18 protein-coding genes are annotated in these 18,433 nt (G+C 69.1%); 13 read left to right on the top strand and 5 right to left on the bottom strand.

What is annotated here, in order from left to right; translation table 11 throughout:
• Positions 1 to 4: 4 nt before the first annotated feature.
• From FSB78_RS07200 to madL, 3 genes are read right to left on the bottom strand one after another with little or no spacing between them, the layout of a single operon-like run.
• Positions 5 to 697 (bottom strand): GntR family transcriptional regulator, encoded by a 693-nt coding sequence (locus tag FSB78_RS07200; RefSeq protein ID WP_147081345.1) that lies wholly within the window; start codon positions 695 to 697, stop codon positions 5 to 7.
• A gap of 2 nt (positions 698 to 699) precedes the next feature.
• Positions 700 to 1,464: a malonate transporter subunit MadM gene (gene madM, locus FSB78_RS07195; RefSeq protein ID WP_147081343.1), complete on the bottom strand. Its 765-nt coding sequence runs from the start codon at positions 1,462 to 1,464 to the stop codon at positions 700 to 702.
• A gap of 11 nt (positions 1,465 to 1,475) precedes the next feature.
• Positions 1,476 to 1,919, bottom strand: a complete 444-nt coding sequence (gene madL, locus FSB78_RS07190) for a malonate transporter subunit MadL (protein WP_147081341.1) — start codon at positions 1,917 to 1,919, stop codon at positions 1,476 to 1,478.
• 167 nt (positions 1,920 to 2,086) lie between these two features.
• Between madL and mdcA the strand changes: the two genes are divergently transcribed.
• From mdcA to FSB78_RS07150, 8 genes are all read left to right on the top strand, one after another.
• On the top strand, positions 2,087 to 3,733 hold the full coding sequence (mdcA, locus tag FSB78_RS07185; RefSeq protein ID WP_242008105.1) for a malonate decarboxylase subunit alpha: 1,647 nt from the start codon (positions 2,087 to 2,089) through the stop codon (positions 3,731 to 3,733).
• A gap of 10 nt (positions 3,734 to 3,743) precedes the next feature.
• Positions 3,744 to 4,061, top strand: a complete 318-nt coding sequence (mdcC, locus tag FSB78_RS07180; RefSeq protein WP_147081337.1) for a malonate decarboxylase acyl carrier protein — start codon at positions 3,744 to 3,746, stop codon at positions 4,059 to 4,061.
• The gene (locus tag FSB78_RS07175) at positions 4,058 to 5,080 is read left to right on the top strand and encodes a biotin-independent malonate decarboxylase subunit beta (RefSeq protein ID WP_242008103.1); all 1,023 of its coding nucleotides are present in this window, start codon (positions 4,058 to 4,060) and stop codon (positions 5,078 to 5,080) included. The genes mdcC and FSB78_RS07175 overlap by 4 nt, the downstream gene beginning before the upstream one ends.
• On the top strand, positions 5,067 to 5,780 hold the full coding sequence (gene mdcE / locus FSB78_RS07170) for a biotin-independent malonate decarboxylase subunit gamma (RefSeq protein ID WP_147081335.1): 714 nt from the start codon (positions 5,067 to 5,069) through the stop codon (positions 5,778 to 5,780). Before FSB78_RS07175 ends, mdcE begins: the two co-directional genes overlap by 14 nt.
• A complete protein-coding gene (gene mdcG / locus FSB78_RS07165) occupies positions 5,780 to 6,409 on the top strand; it encodes a malonate decarboxylase holo-[acyl-carrier-protein] synthase (protein WP_199743131.1) in 630 nt (209 codons plus the stop codon). The genes mdcE and mdcG overlap by 1 nt, the downstream gene beginning before the upstream one ends.
• A complete protein-coding gene (mdcB, locus tag FSB78_RS07160) occupies positions 6,406 to 7,239 on the top strand; it encodes a triphosphoribosyl-dephospho-CoA synthase MdcB (protein WP_242008101.1) in 834 nt (277 codons plus the stop codon). The genes mdcG and mdcB overlap by 4 nt, the downstream gene beginning before the upstream one ends.
• Complete coding sequence (locus FSB78_RS07155) at positions 7,236 to 8,147, top strand: acyltransferase domain-containing protein (RefSeq protein WP_147081329.1); 912 nt, start codon at positions 7,236 to 7,238, stop codon at positions 8,145 to 8,147. Before mdcB ends, FSB78_RS07155 begins: the two co-directional genes overlap by 4 nt.
• 181 nt (positions 8,148 to 8,328) lie before the next feature.
• A complete protein-coding gene (locus tag FSB78_RS07150; protein WP_147081327.1) occupies positions 8,329 to 11,343 on the top strand; it encodes a TonB-dependent receptor plug domain-containing protein in 3,015 nt (1,004 codons plus the stop codon).
• A gap of 59 nt (positions 11,344 to 11,402) precedes the next feature.
• On the opposite strand, the gene FSB78_RS07145 is transcribed toward FSB78_RS07150, so the two are convergent.
• A complete protein-coding gene (locus FSB78_RS07145) occupies positions 11,403 to 12,179 on the bottom strand; it encodes an N-formylglutamate amidohydrolase (protein WP_147081325.1) in 777 nt (258 codons plus the stop codon).
• A gap of 16 nt (positions 12,180 to 12,195) precedes the next feature.
• On the opposite strand from FSB78_RS07145, the gene FSB78_RS07140 reads away from it, so the two are divergent.
• The 3 genes from FSB78_RS07140 to FSB78_RS07130 all read left to right on the top strand — a co-directional run bounded on the left by FSB78_RS07140 (position 12,196) and on the right by FSB78_RS07130 (position 14,335).
• Complete coding sequence (locus tag FSB78_RS07140; protein WP_147081323.1) at positions 12,196 to 13,116, top strand: transglutaminase family protein; 921 nt, start codon at positions 12,196 to 12,198, stop codon at positions 13,114 to 13,116.
• Positions 13,117 to 13,130: 14 nt separating this feature from the next.
• The gene (locus tag FSB78_RS07135) at positions 13,131 to 13,940 is read left to right on the top strand and encodes a transglutaminase-like domain-containing protein (RefSeq protein WP_147081321.1); all 810 of its coding nucleotides are present in this window, start codon (positions 13,131 to 13,133) and stop codon (positions 13,938 to 13,940) included.
• 65 nt (positions 13,941 to 14,005) lie between these two features.
• Entirely contained in the window at positions 14,006 to 14,335 is a 330-nt protein-coding gene (locus FSB78_RS07130; protein ID WP_242008099.1) for a WYL domain-containing protein, read from the top strand.
• A gap of 93 nt (positions 14,336 to 14,428) precedes the next feature.
• Here the strand turns inward: FSB78_RS07130 and FSB78_RS07125 are convergent, their stop codons facing one another.
• Positions 14,429 to 15,166: an arylesterase gene (locus FSB78_RS07125; protein ID WP_199743130.1), complete on the bottom strand. Its 738-nt coding sequence runs from the start codon at positions 15,164 to 15,166 to the stop codon at positions 14,429 to 14,431.
• Here FSB78_RS07125 and FSB78_RS07120 point away from each other — a divergent pair.
• Both FSB78_RS07120 and FSB78_RS07115 read left to right on the top strand, forming a co-directional pair.
• On the top strand, positions 15,165 to 15,860 hold the full coding sequence (locus FSB78_RS07120; protein ID WP_147081318.1) for an ABC transporter ATP-binding protein: 696 nt from the start codon (positions 15,165 to 15,167) through the stop codon (positions 15,858 to 15,860). The two genes, FSB78_RS07125 and FSB78_RS07120, sit on opposite strands and share 2 nt — an antisense overlap.
• Entirely contained in the window at positions 15,857 to 18,352 is a 2,496-nt protein-coding gene (locus FSB78_RS07115) for an ABC transporter permease (protein ID WP_147081316.1), read from the top strand. The genes FSB78_RS07120 and FSB78_RS07115 overlap by 4 nt, the downstream gene beginning before the upstream one ends.
• Positions 18,353 to 18,433: the final 81 nt, after the last annotated feature.

Here is an 18,433-nt window from a genome sequence, read left to right as displayed (position 1 = left end):
TGCCTCAAGGCTTTGAGGGATTGGAAAGGGCGATGTCCTGGTGCGCGATGTAGCTGTCGAGCGCGCTCGCGGCGTTCAGCATGTGCGCGCGCATCCGCCGCGCCGCGAGGTCGCCGTCGCCTTCGGCGATCGCGCGCATCACCGAGTCATGTTCCTCGCGCGAGCTGGCGAGGCGGTGGTCCTGGCGCAGCTGCATCCGGCGAAAGGCGTTGAGCCGCGTGCGCACGGCGATCGCCTGCTCTGCGAGAACGTCGTTGTGCGCGGCGCGGTAGATCGCCTCGTGGAACTCGCGGTTGATCGCGTCATAGGCATCGACGTCGTTGCTCGAGACCGCCGCTTCGCTCGCTTCGTGGATGCGGAGCAGGCGGCTGCGTTCGAGCGGGGTGATGCGATAGGTGGCGAGGCGGACGCAGACCGCTTCGAGCTCGGCCATCGTCTCGAACATGTCCATCACCTCGTCCGCGGTGACGTGGCGCACGATGACGCCGCGGCGCGGGCGGACCTCGACCATGCCGCTGGCGGCCAGTTGCCGCAGCGCCTCGCGGACCGGGGTACGCGACGCGCCGTAGCGCGCCGCCAGCTGCTGTTCGTCGAGCGTTGCGCCGGGCGCCAGCTCGCCGGACGAGATCGCATCGGTCAGCGCGTTGCGGATGCGGTCCGAAAGCAGGCCGGTATCGTCAGGATCACTGTCCGCCATGGTCAGCTTCCTACGATCGCGCGCACGATCAAGTAAAGGATTGACGGTGCGACGAGGCAGCCGAGCCCTGTGTGGAACGTGGCCGTGAGCGCGCCGTAAGGCACGAGGCGGCGGTCGGTCGCGGCGAGCCCGCCCGAGACTCCGCTGACGGTGCCCATCAGCCCGCCGAACACCATCGCGCTGCGCGGGTTGTTGAGCCCGATCAGCCCGGCGACGAGCGGGGTCCCGACCATCACCATCACCGCCTTGAACACCCCGGTCGCGATCGACAGCGCGATCACGGGCGAGCTCGCGCCGATCGCGGCACCGGTGACCGGGCCGACGATATAGGTGACCGCGCCCGCGCCGATCGTCGTCATCGACACCGCATCGGTATAGCCGAAGGCCGCGGCGACGAGCACGCCGACGATGAACGGCAGCACGGTGCCGAGCAGAAGCGCGACGACGCCGATCAGCCCGGCCTTCTTGGCCTGTTCGACATCGACCTCGCACGCGGTGGCGACGATCGCGAAGTCGCGCAGCATCGCACCGCCCATCAGCCCGATTCCGGCGAGCATCGGCAGGTCGGCGAGCCCCTTGTGCCCGCCGGTCGCGATGCCGCCCCAGAAGGCGAGCACGAGGCCGATCAGGATCGCGATCGCGGAGCCATGGACGCGGCCCATGGTCAACTTTGCGGAGAGGATGTTCGACAGCCACATGACGATGCCGACGACCGCGAAGGCGGTGAGCAGCGCGTTGGCGGTGAGGACTTTGGTGATCATGTCCATGGGTCCGGTCCTCAGCGCGCGGTGATCGGGGCGGGGGATCCGGCGGCGATCGCCATCTCGGCTTCGCGCGCCTCGCGGGCCTCGATCTCGTCCATCGTCTCGGTCGTGCCCGACAGGCGGCTGATCAGGGCGACCGCGCTGAAGCAGATCAGCAGCGCGCCGACGCCCGCGATCAGCACGACCGGACCGCCCTCGACCGCGGCGACGACATCCTGCTGCGCGGCCATCGCGACGACGATCGGGATGTAGAGCGCACCCCAGAAGCCGATCCCGCGCGCGACGCCCTCGACATAGCGGCCGCGCGACTTGAGCCACATCCGCGCGACGATCAGCAGGATCATCGCGATCCCGACGCCGCCGACATTGGCCTTCACGCCGAGCAGCGCACCAAGGCCTTCGCCGAGCAGCTGCCCGATAAGCGTGCAGATCGCGAGCAGGGCGACGCCGGCGATCACGCGCCGCGCTCCGGGGCGGGGTTTCGGGCGGGTAGGGAGCAGCGCATGGCATATCCTCTCAATGTATTCGGTCTGACGCCGTATCGTCCCTCAAGTATGCACAGGGTTGCTTTCTGCGCAATAGAGAATACAAGATGGCAACAAGAACGACCGTCAGGAGACGATGCGTGCGGCAATGGAATACGCGCAAGCAGATGCGCGAGGAGCGGATCGCGGCGGGCCGGGGCTTTGCCACCGGCAAGCTGGTCGATCCCGAAACGCTTGTCGACTTTCTCGAAGCGGTGCTGAGGCCCGGCGACCGGGTCTGCATCGAGGGCGACAACCAGAAGCAGGCGGACGTGCTGGCCAGGGGGCTAGCCGCGATGGACCCGGCGCGGATCCACGACCTGCACATGGTACAGTCGGGCGTCGTGCTGCCCGAACATCTCGACCTGTTCGACAGCGGGATCGCGAAGCGGCTCGATTTCTCCTATTCGGGCCCGCAATCGGCGCGGATCGCGAAGATGCTGTTCGGCGGCAAGATCGAGCTCGGCGCGATCCACACCTATCTCGAACTGTTCGCGCGCTATTTCGTCGACCTGACGCCGCAGGTCGCGCTGATCGCCGCGGTCAGCGCGGACCGCCACGGCAATCTCTACACCGGCCCCAATACCGAGGACACGCCGACCGTGGTCGAGGCGACGAGCTTCGGCAGCGGGCTGGTGATCGCGCAGGTCGGCGAGATCGTCGATACGCTGCCGCGCGTCGACATCCCCGGCGACCAGGTCCATTTCGTGCTCGACGCGGGACGGCCCTTCTATGTCGAGCCGCTGTTCACGCGCGACCCCGTGGCGATGACCGAGACGCAGATCCTGACCGCGATGATGGCGATCAAGGGGCTGTACCAGCCCTACGGCGTGCGCCGGCTGAACCACGGAATCGGCTTCAACACCGCGGCGATCGAGCTGCTGCTGCCGACCTATGGTGAGAAGCTCGGGCTGAAGGGCAAGATCTGCACGCACTGGGCGCTCAACCCGCACCCGACGCTGATCCCCGCGATCGAGGCGGGGTGGGTCGAGCAGGTCCATTGCTTCGGCTCGGAGGTCGGGATGGAGGATTACCTCGCCGCGCGTCCCGACATCTTCTTCACCGGGCCCGACGGGTCGCTGCGCTCGAACCGCGCGTTCAGCCAGACCGCGGGGTTGTACGCCTGCGACATGTTCATCGGTTCGACGCTGCAGATCGACCTTGCCGGGCACAGCTCGACGATCACCGCGAACCGCATCGCGGGCTTTGGCGGCGCGCCCAACATGGGCTCGGACGCGCGCGGGCGGCGGCATCCGAGCGAACCGTGGTTGCAGGCGGGCGCGGAGGCCGATCCCGACACCGCGGCACCCTTGCGGCGCGGCCGGAAGCTCGTTGTCCAGATCGGCGAGACGTTCGGCGAGGGCAATGCGCCGCTGTTCGTCGAGAAGCTGGGCGCGCTCGAACTCGCCGAAAAACTCGATCTCGATCTCGCGCCGATCATGGTCTACGCCGACGACACGACGCATATTGTGACCGAGGAAGGCATCGCCAACCTGCTGCTGTGCCGGAGCGCCGACGAGCGCGAACAGGCGATCCGCGGCGTCGCAGGCTTTACCGAGATCGGTCGCGGCCGCGACAGGGCGATGGTCGAACGGCTGCGCGCGCGGAAGATCATCCAGCGGCCCGAGGATTTGGGGATCGATCCGCTCGACGCGAACCGGAACATGCTAGCCGCCCGATCGATCAAGGATCTCATGCTCGCTTCGGGCGGGCTGTACCGGCCGCCGAGCCGGTTCCGGAACTGGTAGGAGACGACCCATGGAAATTCTCCATTTCGATATCGCCGCGCCAGTCCCGGCGGGCGGCACGCGCGCGATGGCGCTGGTCGGCGTGGTCGCGTCGGGCAATCTCGAGGTGCTGGTCGAGCGCGGCGACGCGCCCGATCGGTGCGCGATCGAAATCAGCACCGCGGCGCACGGCTTTCGCGACCTGTGGGACGCCGTGGTCGCCGATTTCGTCGGCCGGCGCGCGGCAGGCGGCTTGCGGATCGCAATCAACGACGGCGGCGCGCGCCCCGACACGGTGTCGCTGCGGCTCGCGCAGGCCGTCCGCCTGATCGAGGAGCCCGAGGCATGAGCAACATCCGCCAGAGCTGGTACGAGGCCGGCGCGCGCGAGCGGATCGCCGCGCTGGTCGATCCGCGCAGCTTCACCGAGTTCGTCGGGCCCGAATGTCGCGAGACCAGCCCGCATCTCGGCATCTTCGATTTGCCCGCACAGTTCGACGACGGCATCGTCGTCGGCAGCGGGACGATCGAGGGCGCGCCCGTCCTCGTCGCCGCGCAGGAAGGCCGCTTCATGGGCGGCGCTTTCGGCGAGGTCCACGGCGCCAAGCTGACCGGGCTGCTGCGTGCGGCCAAGGCACTGGCACGCGATGTGGTCATCGCGTTCGACACCGGCGGCGTGCGCTTGCAGGAGGCGAACGCGGGCGAGATCGCAATCGCCGAGATCATGCGCGCGATCGTCGAGGCGCGGCTGGACGGCGTCCGCGTCGTCGGGCTGATCGGCGGGCGCGCGGGCTGCTACGGCGGCGGCGGGCTCATCGCGGGGTGCTGCTCGACGCTGATCGTGTCCGAACAGGGCCGGATCAGCGTGACCGGGCCCGAGGTGATCGAGACCAACAAGGGCGTCGAGGAATTCGATTCGCGCGACCGTGCGCTCGTCTGGCGGACGATGGGCGGCAAGCACCGCACGCTGATCGGCGGCGCGGACGTCTTCGTCGACGACGATGCGGCGGCCTTCCGCGCCGCGACCACGGCGGCATTGGCGCGGCCGGCTGAGGCAGCGTCCGTTCGGAACGCCTCCCCCCTCCCGTTCGTGCCGAGCGAAGTCGAAGCACCACCGATCGAGCAAGGCCCTTCGACGTCGCCCAGGGCGAACGGGAGAGGGGAGCGACCCGGTCTCGATCTAGCTACTCTGGCGGCCGAGCAGGCGCGGCTCGAACGGCGGATCGCACGGTTCGGCGACCTCGGCGACGCGACCGACATCTGGCGCGCGCTCGGCATCGACGACCCCAAGGCGATCCCCGACATGCCCGCCGACGCCTTCGCGGCCCTGGCCGCCCTGTACCGGGAGAGCGCCGATGACGCCCGCTGAGATCCTCGATTCGCTGTTTCCCGGCGGCCATGACGTCACGACCGATGGCGACCTGCTATTCGGCCGCGCGCCGTTCGGCGGCGGCATCGTCCATGTCGTCGGCGCGACCGGGGGCGCGCCGATCGGGATCGACCAGGCGATCCGGCTGTCCGCCGCGGTGCTGGAGATCGCGTCGAGCGACGACGGCGCGCCGATCCTGTTCCTCGTCGACAGCGCGAGCCAGCGGATGAGCCGGCGCGACGAACTGCTCGGGCTCAGCGAATATCTGGCGCACCTCGCCAAGTCGCTGCTGCTGGCGGAAGCGAACGGGCACCGCACGATCGGGCTGCTCTATGGCGGCAGCGCGGCGGGCGCGTTCATCGCGACCGCGCTCGCCTGCGGGACGTTGGTCGCGCTGCCCGGCGCGCACCCGGAAGTGATGGACCTCGCCTCGATGGCGCGCGTGACCAAGCTGCCGATCGAGGTGCTCGAGGCGAAGGCGAAGACCACGCCGGTGTTCGCGCCCGGCCTCGACAATCTGGTCAGAGTCGGCGGGATCGCGGCAGTCTGGGATGCACGGGCAAGCCTCGCGGACCAGTTGCAGGCGGTGCTGGACGCCCCTCGCGCAGGCGACGATCGTGCGGCGCTGGGCGCGGACCGCGGCGGGCGGCCGAACGCGGCGCGGATCGCCGGGGCGGTTGCGACCGCGGCGCAAGGATGATGCGGTTCGATCGGCACCGGCTGGTCTATCTCGATCCGGCGCGCTGGCCGGGGGTACTGGACGCGCATCCGGCGTTGCGGGCGATCCCGGCGGTAGCCGACTGGGTGGCGAAGGGACGTCCGCTCATCGCGCGCCGCCCGCTATGTCCCGACGGCGCAGGGCTGGTCCCGCTCGGGCTGCCGTTGCCGCCGATGTCCGGCAAGCAGCGTCTCGCGGTCGCCGTCCCGCCGGATGCGATCCTGTCCGATGCGCCGCCGCCCTTGCTCGCGGAGGCGGGGCGGGAAGCGCCGTCGGCATGGCAGCCGACGATCGCGGCGCTGGTCGCGCTCGATCCCGAGACGCGGTGTTTCGGCAGTTTGGCCTGGTCGTATCTGACGGGCCTGCCCTATCTGTCGGCGAGGTCGGACCTCGATCTCGTCTGGCAGGTCGCGTCCGCCGACCACGCGGCGCGGCTGGCGGCGGCGCTGGGAGGAATCGAGGCGGAGGCGCCGATGCGGCTGGACGGTGAGATCGTGACGCCGGCGGGTCTTGCCGTGCAGTGGCGCGAATGGGCGTCGGATGCGCGCGGGGTGCTCGCAAAGGCTATGGAGGGCAACCGCCTGGTCGCCCGCGCGGACCTGTTCGCGTGAGCGCGCTGGCGTGCCCGGTGGCGGCGGCGATCGACTGCGACGGTATCGGGCGCCGGGCGAGCGACGGCCTCAGGGCCGAGGTCGCGCTCTATCCCAAGCCCGGCCTCGTCAGCCCGGTCGACAGCGGCGCGCATGACGACATGGACGCGGCCGTGATGATCCGCAGCGCGGATACGCTCGAGCCCTGGTTCGCGGCGCTCGCACGCGCGGGTGCGGCGGGGTCGGGGATGGGCCGGCTGCGCGCGATCGGGATCGAGGCAGAGGCCGCAATGATGGCAGCGACCGGCGGCGTGAACACGCATCGCGGCGCGATCTTCGGCATGGGGCTGCTGTGCGCCGCGGCGGGGTTCCGCGCGCGGTACGGCGCGGGCGGGACGCTGGGCGCGATCGTCGCGGGGCGCTGGGGCCGGGAGATCGGGCAGGGGCCGGTCGCGCTGCACAGCCATGGCAGCGTGGTCGCACGCCGTCACGCGACCGGCGGTGCGCGGGCCGAAGCGGCGGGCGGCTTTCCGTCGTTGTACCGGATCGCGCTGCCCGCGCTCGCCGAAGGACGGCGGCTGGCGGCGGACCCCGACGCGCACCGCGTGCACGCGCTGTTCGCGCTGATCGTCGGGGTGGACGACACCAACCTCCTCTACCGCGGTGGCAGCGACGGGCTGGCCTTCGCCCAGGCAAAAGCGCGTGGCTTCCTCGACGCCGGAAGCGTGGCGGCACCGGGATGGCGCGACCGCGCGATCGCGATCCACCGCGCTTTCGCCGCCCGGCGGCTGAGCCCCGGCGGATGCGCCGACCTGCTGGCGATGGCGCTGTTCGTCGAGGCCGTCGCATGACGCTGGCGCTGCTGTGTTCGGGGCAGGGCCGGCAGAGCCGCGAGATGTTCGCACTCTTTGCCGACGCGCCGGCAGCGGCACCGATCCTGGCGGCGGCGAGCGCGGCGTTGGGGCAGGACGTCCAGGCGTTCCTCGAAACGGCCGGGGACGCCGCGCTCTATGCGAACCGGACCAGCCAGATCCTCTGCGTCGCGCGGGGACTGGCTGCCGCCGCGTGCCTTGCGCCGACCGAGCCGTTCCTGGTCGCGGGGTACAGCGTCGGCGAGATGACGGCCTGGGGTGTCGCCGGGCTCTGGCCGGCCGAACAGACGCTGCGGCTGACCGCCATCCGTGCCGAGGCGATGGACGCGGCAGGCGGCCGAGACGACGGACTGGGCTTCGTCCGCGGCCTGCCGCGCGACCGGGTCGCGGCGCTCGTCGATCGCTTCGACTGCGCGATCGCGATCGTCAATCCGGGGTTGCTGTTCGTCATCGGCGGCGCGCGCGACGCGGTCGAGCGCTGCTGCGCGGCGGCGCTGGAGGGCGGCGCGCACTCGGCGCGGCCCATCGCGGTGCATGTCGCCTCGCACACACCACGGCTGTCGGCGGCGGTCCCGTCGTTCCGTGCCGCGCTGGAGGCGTCCGAGCCGCGGCGGCCGTCGCCGGGACGCACGCTGATCGGCGCGGCGGACGCATCGATCGTCACGGGCGCCCGCGGGATCGCCGGGCTTGCGGCACAGGTATGCACCACGGTCGACTGGGCCGCGACGCTGGACGCGCTGGTCGAGCGCGGCGTCGACCGGGTGCTCGAACTCGGCCCCGGGACGGCGCTCGCCGACATGGTGCGCTCCGCCTATCCGCTGCTGGACGTCCGCGCGGTCGACGACTTCCGCGGTATGGCGGGCGTCGCCGCCTGGGTCACCCGCTAGGGTTGCGGCCAAAAAACCGATTGTTGCGCATGGGTTACAGTACGCAACATAATTACAGATCACTGTCGATCTGATTTACAATCTTCGCCGCATCGCACAAGAAACGCACATCGGCCGCCGGGGGGCGTCCGGCTCGATTTACGACAATCGACCACCATCACCATGTTTCGGGGAAGAATCCATGCGCTCGTTCAATCGCGCCAACGCTGCACGTCTGTGCGGCGGCGCAGCGCCGCTCGCCATCCTGCTGAGCCTGAGCACCGCCGCCTTCGCACAGACCGCACCGGCCGAGCCGACCGTCACGCCGACCGATCAGGCGGCCGAGGCTGCCCCCGACGACATCGTCGTCACCGGTTCGCTGTTCCGCCGTACCAACACCGAGACGCCGTCGCCGGTCACCGTGCTGACCGCGGACAACCTCGCCAAGGCCGGCATCACCACCGCAGCCGACGCGATCCGCTCGGTCTCGGCCGATAGCGGCGGCTCGATCGGCGTCGGCTTCCAGAGCGGCTTCTCCGCCGGTGGCGTCGCGGTCTCGCTGCGCGGTCTGGGCGTGTCGTCGACGCTGGTGCTGGTCGACGGGCTTCGCTCGGCGAACTTCCCGATCAACGACGACGGCCACAACGCCTATGTCGACCTCAACTCGATCCCGTTCAGCCTGATCGACCGCGTCGAAGTGCTCAAGGACGGCGCCTCGTCGACCTATGGCGCGGATGCGATCGGCGGCGTGGTCAACCTGATCCTCAAGAAGCAGTTCACCGGGATCGCCGGCACCGTCGAGGCCGGCGCGAGCAGCCGCGGCGATGCCGCGCGCCAGCGCGCCAACCTGACGATCGGCTATGGCGACTATGCCGACAAGGGCTTCAACGTCTATCTCAACGGCGAATTCCAGCAGGACGGGCGCGTCAGCAACCACAGCCGTGGCTTCCCGTACAACAACCGCGACCTGACCTCGATCGGCGGCAACGACAATAACGGCGCCGACAACTCGCTGACCACCCCGACGCCGAACGCCGTCGTCGTGCGCACGACGCAGACCGACCTCAACAACCCGCTCAGCGGCGGCACGGCGCTGATCAACACCAACTACACGACGCTGAACCTCGCGAACTGCCTCGGCGGTACGTACACGCAGACCGGCGGCGCAAACGGCGTCGGCTGCAAGCACAACATCGAGGACGAATATTTCCAGATCGCGCCGTTCCAGCGCAAATATTCGTTCAACGGCCGCATCAGCGTCCGCCTGGCCGATAATGTCGAGGGCTACCTGACCGGCAGCTATTCGAACAGCTATGTCAGCATCAACAACGCGCCGCGCGGCCTGCGCAACACGCAGCCCTATGGCGGCGCGCCGGGTCTGGCGTCGAGCAACCCGGGCATCGTCCTGCCGGTCTATATCTGCACCTCGGGCATCAACTGCGCGATTCCCGGCGCACCCGGGCGCCAGCTCAACCCGAACAACCCCTACGCCGCGGCCAATGCCGCCACGCCTGCACAGGGTGCTGCGCGGATCTACTACACCTTTGGTGACATCGACGCGGGCAGCGATCGTACCAACGAAGTCTATCGCTTCGCCGGCGGCCTGCACGGCACGGTGGGCGACGACTGGACCTGGAAGGTCGACGGCGTCTACGCCCGCGACAACCTGGAGATCGTCCAGCGCGGCTATCTGAACATCGCCAACACGCTGAACGCGATCAACACGGGCGCGTACAACTTCGTCAATCCGTCGCTGAACACGCAGGCGGTCCGCGACTTCGTCTCGCCCGACAAGATCACGCCGTCGCATTCGGAGATGTATTCGCTCGACGCCGCGATCACCAAGCAGCTGTTCGAACTGCCGGGCGGTCCGCTGATGGTCGCGATCGGTGGCCAGGTCCGCCGTGAATCGCTCGAGAACAACAACCAGAACGCCGCGCTCGACACCTGGGGGCTGACAACCTCGTCGGCCTTCGGCAAGCACACCGTGTCGGCGGGCTATTTCGAGATCCAGGCACCCGTGCTCAACGTTCTCGAGTTGAACGGGTCGGGCCGCTACGATCATTATTCGGAAGGGTTCGGCCGCTTCTCGCCCAAGGTCGGGTTCAAGTTCACGCCGATCAAGCAGGTCGCACTGCGCGGAACCTATTCGCAGGGCTTCCGTGCACCGACCTTCGCCGAATCCGGTCCGCGGTCGCAATATGCCGGCTTCGTCACCACGCAGCCCCCGGGCAATTTCTGCGCGCTGCACGGCGGTTCGGCGACGGCGACCAACACCTGCGTCACCGGCGGCAACCCGTACAACCTGTCCTATTCGGTGGGTCGCGGCTTCGTCGGCAACCCCGACCTGAAGCCCGAGACGTCGCGCAGCTTTACCGGCGGCATCATCGTCGAGCCGACTTCGTGGTTCAGCGCGACGGTCGACTATTACAACGTCAAGAAGTCGAACCTGATCGCCAACGGCCCGCTCGCGGGTGATGCCATCGTGGCCTATTATCGCCAGTCGAACCTCGCTGCCGCCACTGCGGCGGTCGCGGCGGTCGGTCCGGGCTATTCGGTCAACACGGTCGACGGTATCGATCCGGCGTTCCCGAACGCGCTGCCGCGCCTGCTGATCATCAACGCGCCGTTCGTGAACGTGAACTTCGACAAGACGTCGGGGCTCGACTTCGCGGCCCAAGCGCGCGTCCCGCTGGGCGAGGGTCTCCGCTTCACCAGCCGCGTCGAGGCGACCTACATCATCCAGTATGATCGCCACACGGCGCAGGGCGTGCAGAAATATGCCGGCACGATGGGTCCGTACGACCTGTCGTCGGGTAACGGCACGCCGGCATGGCGCGGCAACTGGCAGAACACGCTCGACCTGGGCAAGCTCTCGCTGAGCGCGACCGCGTACTATGTCGGCAAGATCAAGGCGGTCGCGACCGACCAGGGCAACCTCGACACGTCGTGCGCCGCGGCCCTGTACAAGTCGTCGCAGCCCGGCGTGCCGAACGACCGGTTCTGCTACGTCAAGCGCTTCATCAACGTCGACCTGAACGCGACGATCGCGGTGAACGACGACTTCTCGTTCTTCGGCAATATCGGCAACGTCTTCGGCGCGCGCGCCCCGATCGCGCCGGCGTCCTATGCTAGCTCGCCCAACTACCTGACCACCTGGCATTATGCCGGTCTGATCGGGCGGACGTTCCGCGCAGGCGCGAACTTCAAGTTCTGATCGTACCGACCACGCGAAATCGGGGGCGGCTTCTTCGGAGGCCGCCCTTTTTCGTTGGGCTACAGCGCGGCGGCGGCGGCGGGCAGGATCCGCGCGAGCCGATCGGCCCACGCGGCACACGCCTCGGGCGTGGCAAGCAGGTCCTGGCGGATCTCGATCTCGGCATAGGGGCGCGATGCGGGATAGGCGTGGCGCGGGATCGTGTAGTCGATCTGGTCCATCCGGTACGGCTCGTTGTCCCCGACCACCAGATCGGGCTCGGCGCGCAGCACCGCCAGCATTGCGTGTGCGAACCTCGTATCGCCGCCGTCGTGGAGGATGCCGATATGCCAGGGCCGGTCGTGCCCGCGCATCGCCGGCGTGAAGCTGTGCAGTGCGACCAAAGTCGTGTCCAGTCCGGCAGCGTCGCGGCGCGCCAGCTCGGCGCCGATCGCGGCCTGATAGGGTTCGTGGATCTCGGCAAACCGCTGCGCGCGATCCTCGTCCGACAGGCCCCGGTTACCGGGGACGGCCGTGCCGTCGCTGACCGCGGCGATCGCGTCGGGTTGCGCGGCGCTGCGGTTGCAGTCGATCACCAGCCGCGAATAGGTCTGGCGGATGAACACGGCGTCGATCCGCTCGGCGAGCCGTTCGCCGAGCATGCCGATGCCGATGTCCCAGCCGATATGCCGGCCAAGCTCTTCGTCGCTCACCCCCAGGGCGCCGAGGCTGTGCGGCACGGCATTGCCCGCATGGTCGCCGATCAGGAGAAACGGAGACGTGCCGCGTGCGTTGAGGACACGGACCGGCGGGGCGTCGTGCTTGCCCAGCAGCGGTTTATTCGGTTCGATATTCATGCGACACGGATCCGCGATGCCATTTCTTACGCTTTCTCACATTACCACCTATACCTATCGCCATCCGGTGGCGTTTGGCGAGCACCGCATCATGGTGCGGCCGCGTGAGAGCCATGACCAGAACGTGCTCGACGAGACGCTGACGATCAGCCCGCAGCCGTCGGACGTGCGCTGGCTGCAGGACGTGTTCGGCAATTCGGTCGCGATTGCGACGTTCGACAAGCGCGCCAAGGAACTCGTCTTCGACAGCCGGATCCGACTCCAGCACAATCCCGCCGAGCTGCAGCATGTCGATATCGAGGACTATGCGCGCTTCTATCCCTTCACCTATTCGTCGGAGGACATGCCCGACCTGCTGCGCTCGATCGAGCGGCAGCATCACGATCCGCAGCGGCAGATCGATACCTGGGCGCGGCGCTTCGTCGGCGCCGCGGGGCGGACCGATACGCTCGGCATGCTCTCGGACATGACCGCCGCGATCAAGCGCGAGTTCACCTATGTCGCGCGTGCCGAGAAGGGCACGCAGTCGCCGATCGAGACGCTGACGCGGCGGAAGGGCACATGCCGCGATTACGCGATGCTGATGATCGAGGCGGTCCGCGCTCTGGGCTTCGCGGCGCGGTTCGTCTCGGGCTATGTCTACAGCCCGACCTCGCGCGAGCATCGCACCGGCGGCGGCAGCACGCATGCCTGGGTGCGCGTCTATCTGCCGGGATCGGGCTGGGTCGAGTTCGACCCGACCAACGGCATCGTCGGCAACCGCGGGCTGATCCGCGTCGCGGTCGCGCGCGACATCTACCAGGCGGTGCCGATCTCGGGTACCTGGGCGGGTTTTCCGGGGAGTTTCCTCGACATGACGGTCTCCGTGGACATTTCGGTCGACCCGGACATTGTCGCGGATACGGGCACGCAGACCGCGCTGCCGCTACAGGCTTGAGGGGGGCAGAATCGATGCTGATCCGGACCGGTTACGACATGCGCTTCGAGACCGAGGTGGCGACGCCGATGATGGCGATGCTCAGCCTGCATCCGTCGCGCAACAAGGACCTGGTCACGCCGCACCGGATCGTCGCAAGCCCGGACGTGCCGATCTACGACTATCTCGACGGGTTCGGGAACGTGTGCACGCGCGTGACGGTGCCGGCGGGCGGGCTGACGCTGTCGTGCGATTTCACCGTGCAGGATGACGGCCTGCCGGACCGCGTCGTCGCCGATGCGGTGCAGCACGCGGTCGAGGACCTGCCCGACGACGTCCTCATCTTCCTGCTCGGCAGCCGCTATTGCGAGACCGACCGGCTGTCGGAGACCGCCTGGTCGTTGTTCGGGCACGTGCCCGCCGGCTGGGAACGGGTGCAGGCGATCGTCGACTTCGCGCATAACCATGTGCAGTTCGGCTATCAGTTCGCCCGACCGACCAAGACCGCGTGGGATGCGTATCAGGAACAGCAGGGCGTGTGCCGCGACTTCGCGCACCTCGCGATCACCCTGTGCCGGTGCATGAACATCCCGGCGCGCTATTGCACCGGCTATCTGGGCGACATCGGGATCGCGCCGGTCGATGCGCCAATGGACTTCTCGGCCTGGTTCGACGTGTATCTCGGCGGCGCCTGGCATGTGTTCGACGCGCGCCACAACACGCCGCGGATCGGGCGCATCCTGATGGCGCGCGGACGCGACGCGACCGACACCGCGCTGACCACGACGTTCGGGCCGGCGCAGCTGGTAGGGTTCGAGGTGCACACCGACGAGGTCACGGGCTGAGTCGGATTTGGTCTTGTGACAGGAGGGCGGTTCGTGCGAACGGCGAGGCGACTTAAATTGCTGCGATGCACAACATGACGACGACCCCCGATGCGCCCGCCAACACCAACACGCTGTTGCTGCAGGCGATCGCGCTGCGCAAATGCGTGGCCGTGACGTACAACAAGACCCGGATGATCCTGGCGCCGCACATCCTCTACACCCGCCACGACGACGTATTCGTCGACGCGGTCGCGCTCGAACGCGAAGGGCAGCCGCCCAAGGAGTTCAAGATCGGCACGTTCAAGATCGCAGGTTTGAACGACGTCGAGGTCACCGATCGCTCGTTCCAGCCGGACAAGATCTTCAACGCGAACGACATCAAGTACGAGGGCGTGACGCTGTTCGTGGTGTGAGCCCGTCGCTCAGCTTTAAGGCCGTCATCCTGACGAACGTCAGGATCCAGAGCCAAACAGGATACCTCACGTAGCGCTGGATCCTGACGTTCGTCAGGATGACGGAGCGAGGGTGGGAAGCGCCGCTTTCACCATCGGCGCGAGCCGCTCGGCGATCTTTGCCACGCCGTCGGGATTGGGATGGACGCGGTCGGCCTGCATCAGGCGCGTGTCCCCGATCACCCCGTCGAGGATGAACGGGTACAAAGTCGCGTGATACCTGCTCGCAAGATCGGGCCATATCACGTTGAAGTCACGCGTGTAATCCGCCCCCAGATTCGGCGGGGCCATCATGCCGGTGAGCATCGCCGGGATGTTCCGCGTCTTCAGCTCGTCGAGCATCGCGGTCATGTTCGCGCGCGTCTCGGCGGGGCCGATCTGGCGCAGCACGTCGTTGCCGCCGAGCCCGATCAGCACGAGGTCGGGTTTGCGCGGCAGATTGTCGAGCGCGAAGACGAAGCGCTGGCGACCCGCCGCGCTGGTATCGCCCGAGACGCCGGCGTTGACGATCGTCGCGTTGACGCCCGCCTGCCGCAGCCGCGTCTGGATCGCGTCGGGAATGCTCTGTCCGCGGTCGAGGCCGTAGCCGGCGTACAGGCTGTCGCCGAACGCGAGAATCAGCCGTGACGGACCCTTTGGCGCGGCGACCTGCGGCACGGTCGGCCCTGCGGTCGCGGTGGGGGCGGGTGTCGGAATTTCCGCGGTCCGGTCGCACGCGGCGAGCAGTCCCGCTTGGACAAGGACGGTTGCCGCCGCATAGAGGCGCTTTCGCTGCAAGGTGATGATCTCCATGTCCGAACCTGCCACCGATATGGTCATCGCCGCGCGCGATGTCACGCTGACGCTGGGCAACGGCACTGCCGCGACCGCGATCCTAAAGGGGATCGACCTCGATATCGGCCGCGGCACCAGCGTCGCGCTGCTGGGGCCGTCGGGGTCGGGCAAGTCGTCGCTGATGGCCATCCTGTCGGGGCTCGAGCGCGCGAGCGCCGGCCGGGTGACCGTCGCCGGGCTCGATTTCGGCGCGCTCGACGAGGATGATCTTGCCAGGGCACGGCGCGGGCGGATCGGGATCGTGCTGCAGGCCTTTCACCTGCTGCCGACGATGACCGCGCTGGAGAATGTCGCGGTGCCGATGGAGCTGGCGGGGATCGCCGACGCGTTCGCGCGCGCCGAAAGCGAGCTGGCGGCGGTCGGCCTCGCACACCGCGTCCACCATTATCCGACGCAATTGTCGGGCGGCGAGCAACAGCGCGTCGCGATCGCGCGCGCGCTGGGGCCGCGGCCGGCTCTGGTGTTCGCCGACGAGCCGACCGGCAATCTCGATGCGACGACCGGCGCGGCGGTGATGGACTTGCTGTTCGAACGCCGCGCCGCGGCGGGGGCGACTTTGGTGATCATCACGCACGACCCGGTGCTCGCGGCACGGTGCGACCGGGTGGTCGAACTCGGCGACGGGCGCATCGTCGCGGACCGCGCCGCGTGAGCGACTGGCGGCTGGCGTGGCGGCTCGCGCGGCGCGAACTCAATCTGCGGTTCCGCGGGCTTCGGCTGTTGCTCGCCTGCCTGTTCCTGGGCGTCGGCGCGCTGGCCGCGATCGGCAGCCTGACGCGTGCGATCGACGACGAGCTCGCCAGGCGTGGCAGCGCGATCCTGGGCGGCGACGTCGAATTCGCCGCCTCGCAGCGCGCCGCGACCCCGCAGGAACGCAGCGCGATGGCGCGGTTCGGGACGGTGTCGGAAACCGTGCGGATGCAGTCGATGGCGGTCCGCGGCACGACCAGCGTCCCGATCCAGCTGAAGGGCGTCGACGCCGCCTATCCGCTATACGGCACGCTGGCGGTGCGTGGCACATCGGCGGCCCGCCGCGATGCCCGCACCGTCTGGATCGCGCCCACGCTGGCGCAGCGGTTGCGCGTGGCAGCGGGCGGGACGGTGCGTCTGGGGTCGGCCGACTTCGTGGTGGGCGGCATCGTCGCCGACGAGCCCGACCGGCTGGGCGAGGGCTTCACGCTGGGCCCGGTCGCGATCGTCTCGATGGCGGGGATCGCACGAACGGGGCTGATCCAGCCGGGCAGCCTGTACGAGAGCAAATATCGCATCCGCATGCCTGCCGGGGCATCGCCCAGGACCGCCGCCGACCGCATGAAGGCGGCGTTTCCGGCGGGCGGCTGGGAGACCAAGACCCGCGACCGTGCCGCGCCGGGGGCGGAGCGATTCATCGACCGGATGGGACAGTTCCTGCTGCTCGTCGGTCTGTCCGCGCTGGTGATCGCGGGGATCGGCGTCGGCAACGGCGTGTCCTCCTATCTCGCGGCGCGGCGTGGCAGCATTGCGGCCTTGAAGGTGCTGGGCGCGACGTCGGGGATGATCGCGAAGGTCTATCTGCTGCAGGTCGCGGTGGTCTCGGGAATCGGGATCGTCGCCGGGCTGGTCGCGGGCGCGGCCGCGGTGCCGCTGCTGGTGACGCTGGCGGGCGACGTGCTGCCGGTCGCGCCGAGCTTCGCGGTGCAGCCCGTGCCGCTGGTGCTGGCCGCCGCGTACGGGATGCTGATCGCGCTCGCGTTCACCGCGCCGCCGCTGATCGAGGCGGGCAGCATCCCCGCCGCCGGGCTGTTGCGCGGGACGTTCGGGCAGCGGCCGGTGCCGCTTCGCCGGACCTTGCCGTGGGTCGTCGGCGCGGGCGCGGCGATCGTCGCGCTGGCGCTGGGGACCGCCGAGCAGCCCTTGCTCAGCGCCGGGTTCCTGGCGGCGGTGGCCGGCGTGCTGCTGGTGCTGGCCGGGTTCGGCTGGATCGTGCGGCGCGGCGCCGCGCGACTGCCGCGGCCAAAGCGGCCGTTGCTGCGGCTGGCGATCGCGGCGCTGTACCGGCCGGGGGCGCGGACCGGGACGCTCGTCGTCGCGCTCGGGCTGGGCCTGACCCTGTTCGTCCTGCTCGCCGCGATCCGGACCAGCATCGACGCGAACATCGCGCGCACCGTGCCGCAGCGCGCGCCGTCGCTGTTCGCGCTCGACGTGCCGCCCGCGCGCGAAGCGGAATTCCGCCGCGTGGTCGAGGGCGTCGCGATCCACCCCGTCATCCGCACGGTGCCGGCGATGCGCGGCACGATCACCGGCTATGGCACGACGCGCGTGGCCGACCTCAAGACGCTGCCCGAGGGCGCCTGGGCGCTGCGCGGCGAGCGCGGGCTGACCTATTCTGCGATCTTGCCCGAAGGCAGCGAGCTGACCGCGGGCAAATTGTGGCCGCGCGACTATGCCGGGCCGCCGCTCGTGTCGATCGACGCGCGGCTGGCGGAGGTGCTTGCCCTCAAGATCGGAGACCCGATCAGCTACAGCCTGCTCGGGGTCGAGCGCAGCGCGCGGATCGCGTCGTTCCGGCGGATCAGCTGGGACACGCTCGGGTTCAACTACGTCATGGTGTTCTCGCCGAATGCGATTGAGGACGCACCCCACAATCTCGCGGCGACGATCGACCTCGCGCCGGGGCAGGAGGGCATGGTGATGCGCGCGCTGTTGCCCCGCTTCCCGTCGGTGTCGGTGATCGAGGTACGCGGCGTGATCGGGCAGATCCGCGACATCGTCTCGCAGATGGCCACCGCGATCACCGCCGCCGCATCGGTCGCGATTCTCGCCGGGATCGCGGTGCTGATCGGCGCGATCGCCGCGGCGCGCGAGGCGCGGACCTATGACGGCGTGATCCTGCGGACGCTGGGCGCCACGCGGCTGCAGGTGCTGGGCGTACAGGCGCTGGAATACGCGTTCCTCAGCATCGTGCTGTCGGCGCTGGCGCTGCTGCTGGGCCTGGGCGGCGCATGGTACGTCGTGACCCAGCTGTTCAGCTTCGCGTGGCTGCCCGATTATGCGGTGGTGCTGGCGACGTTGGTCGGCGGCGCGGTGATGACGATGGCGATCGGGCTGCTCGGCGCGTGGCCGATCCTGGGCGCGCGTCCGGCGAGCGCGCTGCGGCAACTTTGACCGCCGGCGCGGACATTTGCGCCGCCTGCCGCGTTTGCTGGCAGGTCCGACCGTCGGAAGGACGGACGACGGGGGATTTGA

Origin of the sequence: Sphingomonas ginsenosidivorax, assembly GCF_007995065.1 — a bacterium.
GTDB classification, from domain to species: Bacteria; Pseudomonadota; Alphaproteobacteria; order Sphingomonadales; family Sphingomonadaceae; genus Sphingomonas; species Sphingomonas ginsenosidivorax.
This window is presented reverse-complemented; position numbering and strand designations above follow the sequence as displayed.